At 66.3% G+C, this 5,271-nt stretch carries 5 protein-coding genes; 2 read left to right on the top strand and 3 right to left on the bottom strand.

Features of this window, described 5'->3' with window-relative positions; translation table 11 throughout:
* A partial coding sequence (locus AC1DQP_RS15935; RefSeq protein ID WP_478051985.1) for a transposase occupies nt 1-352 on the top strand: 352 nt, incomplete at its 5' end.
* Between the two features lie 550 nt (nt 353-902).
* Here AC1DQP_RS15935 and mqo read toward each other — a convergent pair.
* From mqo to AC1DQP_RS15920, 3 genes are all read right to left on the bottom strand, one after another.
* Nucleotides 903-2,600 carry a malate dehydrogenase (quinone) gene (gene mqo, locus AC1DQP_RS15930; RefSeq protein ID WP_478051984.1) on the bottom strand — a complete coding sequence of 566 codons (1,698 nt, stop codon included), beginning with the start codon at nt 2,598-2,600 and terminating at the stop codon, nt 903-905.
* 149 nt (nt 2,601-2,749) lie between these two features.
* Nucleotides 2,750-3,334 (bottom strand): hypothetical protein, encoded by a 585-nt coding sequence (locus tag AC1DQP_RS15925; protein ID WP_457320562.1) that lies wholly within the window; start codon nt 3,332-3,334, stop codon nt 2,750-2,752.
* A gap of 117 nt (nt 3,335-3,451) precedes the next feature.
* Complete coding sequence (locus tag AC1DQP_RS15920; protein ID WP_256776365.1) at nt 3,452-4,357, bottom strand: LysR family transcriptional regulator ArgP; 906 nt, start codon at nt 4,355-4,357, stop codon at nt 3,452-3,454.
* Nucleotides 4,358-4,492: 135 nt separating this feature from the next.
* Between AC1DQP_RS15920 and AC1DQP_RS15915 the strand changes: the two genes are divergently transcribed.
* Nucleotides 4,493-5,131, top strand: a complete 639-nt coding sequence (locus AC1DQP_RS15915; RefSeq protein WP_256776364.1) for a LysE/ArgO family amino acid transporter — start codon at nt 4,493-4,495, stop codon at nt 5,129-5,131.
* Nucleotides 5,132-5,271: the final 140 nt, after the last annotated feature.

Below are 5,271 nucleotides of genomic sequence, written 5' to 3'. Positions count from 1 at the left end.
CAAGGGCGTGGGCCCGGTGTTGCTGGCGGTACTGATGTGCCGGTTGCCAGAGCTGGGAACCCTTGGCGGAAAGCAGATCGCCAGATTGGTAGGCGTCGCCCCGCTGTCGCACGACAGCGGCACCGTGCGTGGCAAACGCGGGATCAAAGGAGGCCGAGCCGACGTCCGGAAGGCGCTATACATGGCGGCCATGTCCGCCGCCCGTCACGAGCCGCGTCTGCGTGATTTTTACAGGTCGCTGCGTGCACGTGGCAAGGAAGGAAAGGTGGCCCTGGTAGCGGTGATGCGCAAGATGCTGGTCATCCTCAATGCGCGCGTGCGCGATGAAAGAGCCGCCATGGGCCCAGCCTGAACGCCTTGGGCGGACAACATGAAGGGCAAAAGCGTGCCGGCCAACGGCCGGCACCTACCGCTTACCGCGCGCGCAAGAAACCGCCCGGAGGCGGCGGGTAGGTCGGTGCGGGGCCGTTGGAGCCCCGGATGGGCGGAAACCAGACCCCATGGATGGGTTCCCGGCGTGTCCCGCACCGGCGTGCCCGCCGCCTCAGCCACGGATCAGGCGGGCGCTGGTCAACACAGTTGCTACCGGCYGCTACGRGGCTCGGCTTGCGGYAWGCAGGYGGAAGCCRGGCTTCTCTCGGTGGTCGGTGGGTCGGGYGCTGGGCTCCCATGCCCTTGGAGGCGAAATAAAGGGGGAGGGGGCGGCCGCAGGCCGACGCCGGAGGACATTCGCCGGAAAGGGYATGGGAGCCCAGCGCCCGGCCCACCGACTGCCGCTTCATAAAGGTCCAGAGAGCGCCCGATGTTTCCCACGCCGATGGAATAACACGCAAAAAAAATCCGGCCCACACCGGGGCCGGATCCAGGTTTTCACCGCGCGGCCAACGCCGCAGCAGGCAGGCTTACAGCGCCTGCAGTTCTTCGTTGGCGTTGCGCTTCTTCTGCGCCGGTGCGGCGGCCGGCGGCGGGGTCAGCATCACCGCCGGGGTGGTGGCGTTTTCCACCGGCACCTCCAGGTAGGGCAGCTTCAGCGTTTCGCTGGTCTGGCGGCGGATCTCGTTGGTCAGTGCCGGGCTGTCGTTGAGCTTGCGCCCGTAGGACGGCACGATCTGCTTCAGCTGCGCTTCCCAGCCGGCGGCCATCTGCTGCGGGAACGCCTTCTTGAGCAGGTCCAGCATGATCGGCGGCGACGTCGAGGCGCCCGGCGAGGCGCCCAGCAGCGCGGCCAGGGTGTGATCCTTGTCGGTCACGATCTCGGTACCGAACTGCAGCACCGGACCCTTCTCCGGGTCGCGCTTGATGATCTGCACGCGCTGGCCGGCGGTGACCAGTTTCCAGTCCTCACGCTTGGCGTTGGGGAAATACTTGACCAGTTCGGCCTGGCGATCCGCGTCGTTCAGGCGCGCCTGGCCCATCAGGTACTTCACCAGGTCCAGGTTCTCCATGCCCACATCGAGCATGCCGGCCACGTTGTTGTGGTTGACCGAGGAATACAGGTCGAACCACGAGCCGTGCTTGAGGAACTTGGTGCTGTACAGCGCGAAGGGCCCGAACAGCACCACCGGCTTGCCGTCCAGCTTGCGCGCGTCCAGGTGCGGCACCGACATCGGCGGCGAGCCGGTCTCGGCCATGCCGTAAGCCTTGACCGAATGGCGTCCGGCGATTGCCGGGTCCTGGAAGGCCAGGAACTGGCCGCCCACCGGGAAGCCGGCATAGTCCTTCGCCTCGGGGATGCCCGACAACTGCAGCAGCTTCAGCGCGGCACCGCCGGCCCCGATGAACACGAAGCGCGACTTGATCGTGGACTCCTTGCCGGACTTCAGGTCCTTGACCGTCACGTTCCAGCTCTTGTCCTCGTTCTGGCGCAGCGCGCCCACTTCATGCTCCAGGTGCAGCTGGAAGTTCGGGCTGCGCTGCAGGCCGGCGGTCAGCTGCCGGGTGATCACGCCGAAGTTGACGTCGGTGCCCAGCGGCATCCAGGTCGCGGCGACCTTCTGCTTCGGGTCGCGGCCTTCCATCAGCAGTGGCGCCCACTGCTTGATCTGCGTGGCATCCTCGGAATACTGCATGCCGTAGAACAGCGGGTTCTTGACCAGCGCCTGCTGGCGCTTGTGCAGGTAGGCGATGTTGTCATCGCCCCACACAAAGCTCATGTGCGGGGTGGGATTGATGAAATCCGATGGTTCGCCCAGGCGCCCCTGCTTGATCTGGTGCGACCAGAACTGGCGGGAGATCTCGAACTGTTCGGCGATACCGACCGCCCGCTTGGTCTCGATGCTGCCATCGGGCAGTTCGGGGGTGTAGTTGAGTTCGGCGAACGCCGAGTGGYCGGTGCCGGCGTTGTTCCAGCCGTCCGAACTCTCCAGCGCCACGCCGTCGAGGCGTTCGTAGAGCTGGATGTTCCAGTCCGGCTGCAGTTCCTGCAGGAACGTGGCCAGGGTGATGCTCATGATGCCGCCGCCGACCAGCACGACATCGACCGGCTTGCCGTTGGCCGCGGCCGGGACCGAGCGCTGGTGCAGGGGCCAATACAGGAAAAGCGCGGCTGTCAGCAGCAACAGCACGAGCAGGCCGAGGACGACCTTGGCGAATTTCTTCATGGGGATCTCAGGTGGGGGAGATGTGAACAGGATGCCCACGCCCCGGCTACGAGGCGTGAAGAAACAAAGGGTTGGCACTCCAGGATGGCGATTTTATCGCCTTTCGCCCGATTTCTGGTGCAACGCAGCATCCGGCCGGTGCAATGCGCTCAATCCGGCGAAAGGGTGAAGTACTCGGCCAGGAAGTAGATCGCCTGGTACAGCAGCGCTGCCACGGCCAGCGCCAGCTGCACGCGTCGCTGGCGGCAGACCGCACCCAGGCCGGCGACCGCCAGCATCAGCACCGTATGCAGGGGATAGGCCGGCCCGAGCATCTGCCACCGGCTGTGGCCCTTGATGGCCGTATCGCCCAGGTCGAGCAGGGTCAGCAGCGCCAGCATGCCGAAGAACCAGCCGCGACGTTGCAGCAGATAGGCCTCATAACTGCCGTACTCGCGCACGTCATCGGGAAACAGCAGCACGCACAGCATGAACCAGGCCGCGCAGTAGGCGATGACAAACAGGTACAGCCCGAACGTCCATTGGCGCACTTCGCCGAGGCGGAACTCCCACCACCAGAACGTCACCACCGAGATCAGCGCCCACAGCACCCAGCACAGGTGGATCCATGACCAACCACGCCGCCCGGGGTGCTCGATGATCGAGGCCAACCCGCGCAGCAGGGTAGTGATGCTCAGCCCCAGGATGATGCTGAGCACCACGCGGATATGCAGGTAGACCGGATCGGTGTCCATCGCCATGGCCATCGCGGGGATGCGCCGATGCTGCGCCGGCCGGGATCATCGGGCCGTGTAGGGCGTGGCGCCCCGCAGGATGTGCTTCTTGCTTCTGAACCGTGCCGGCCGATCCCGTCAGCGCTTCTTCCGCACCAGCGTGGTCGACGCATCCAGCACCGCCCGGGTCAGCAGCGCCATGGTCTGCACGTCGCCCTTCCAGTGCTGCCAGTACAGCGGCACGTCTTCCCACGCGCGCTGCTTCATCAGCACCAGTCGGCCGGCCTCCAGATGGCGCTTGACCAGCGGCAGCGGATTCATCGTCCAGCCCAGCCCGCCCAGGTTGGCCTGGACGAACGCCCGCGTCGACGGAATCCACCACGTCGGCGCCGTCAGTGGCAGATCGTCACCGGCCAGGCGTCGGGCGAAACGYGCCTGCATGTCGTCCTTGCGGTTGAACACCAGCACCGGCGCCTGCGCCAGCGACTGCGCATTGACCCCCTTGGCGAAATGCTTCTCATGGAAGGCCGGGGTGCACGTGGCGGCGTAGCGGATGCTGCCCAGCGCATGGATCTGGCAGCCCTGCACCGGCTCGTCCAGCGTGGTCACCGCGCCGAGCACCGCCCCCTGGCGCAGCAACGCCACCGTGTGGTCCTGGTCTTCCGAACGCAGGTCCAGCGTGGTGCCGGTCTGCCGCGCGAAGTTCAGCGCCGCCTCCGGGAACCAGGTCTCCAGGCTGTCGTGGTTGACCGCCACCGGAATGCTCGCGTGCGGCAGGTCTTCATCGGCGATACCCATCCGATGCAGCGCATCGTGCTCCAGCAGCGCCGTCTGCTCGGCCAGCTGCACCAGCACCTGGCCCTCCGGGGTGGCCACCGCGGGCGAGGAGCGCTTTACCAGCAGTCGCCCGACCCGATCCTCCAGCGCCTTGATCCGCTGGGACACCGCCGAAGCGGTCACATTGAGCGACTGCGCGGCCCGCTCGAAGCTGCCCTCGCGGACCACCGCGGCCAACGCGCGCAGCTGGGCATGGTCGATGCGCATCAGATTAAGTCTCGCTAAAGATGGTTAAGTAAGTTTAGCTCTACTTTTTCATGTTGCGGCGCGACAATGTGCGCCATCCGGTGCTGTACGCCTTGGCGAGGCACCGCTCCCACCTGCAAGACAAGGCGGTATCCCATGTTCTCCACCATTCTCTCCGGCGGCCCCGGTCTGGCCGCGTGGCTCAGCGGCGCCGCTACCGGCATCGGCCTGTTCGCCGTGGTCGGTGCGCAGAGCGCCTTCATCCTGCGCCAGGGCATCCTGCGCAAGCACATCGTGCCGGTGGTAGCCACCTGCGCGGCGATCGACGGCATCTTCATCTTCGCCAGCGTGGCCGGCCTGCGCACCCTGACACAAGCGCTGCCGTGGCTGACCACGGTGGTGCTGTGGGGCGGCGTCGCCTTCCTGGCCTGGTACGCCTGGCAGTCGGCGCGGCGTGCGCTGGCCGGTGGCGGCGGCATGCACGTGGACGATGGCGACAGCACCTCGCGCCGTGCCGTGCTGATTTCAGCAGTCGGCTTCTCGCTGATCAACCCGCATTTCTGGTTGGACATGATGGTCATTGGTGGCATTGCCGAGAACTTCGGCAACGCGCGCATGGCGTTCGCCGCCGGCGTGTTCACCGCCAGCTGCCTGTGGCTGACCGCCCAAGGGCTGGGCGCACGCATGCTGGCCCCGCTGTTCACCAAGCCCAAGACCTGGCGGATTCTGGACGGCACCATCGCGGTGATTCTGTCGATCCTGGCCCTGACCCTCGCGTTCCGCGGCATGCATTGAACTCTCTCCTCGATGCGTTCCTTCAATGGCACCGCTTGCGGTGCCATTTTTTATGGGTTTTCCCCTGCATCCGCGTGGTAAGCACGAAGCCCGCCGTGGACCTTTACAGGCGCGGCCGTCGGTGGGGGGGGGGGGGGGGG

The organism is Stenotrophomonas sp. P5_A8, from assembly GCF_056400545.1.
This window is presented reverse-complemented; position numbering and strand designations above follow the sequence as displayed.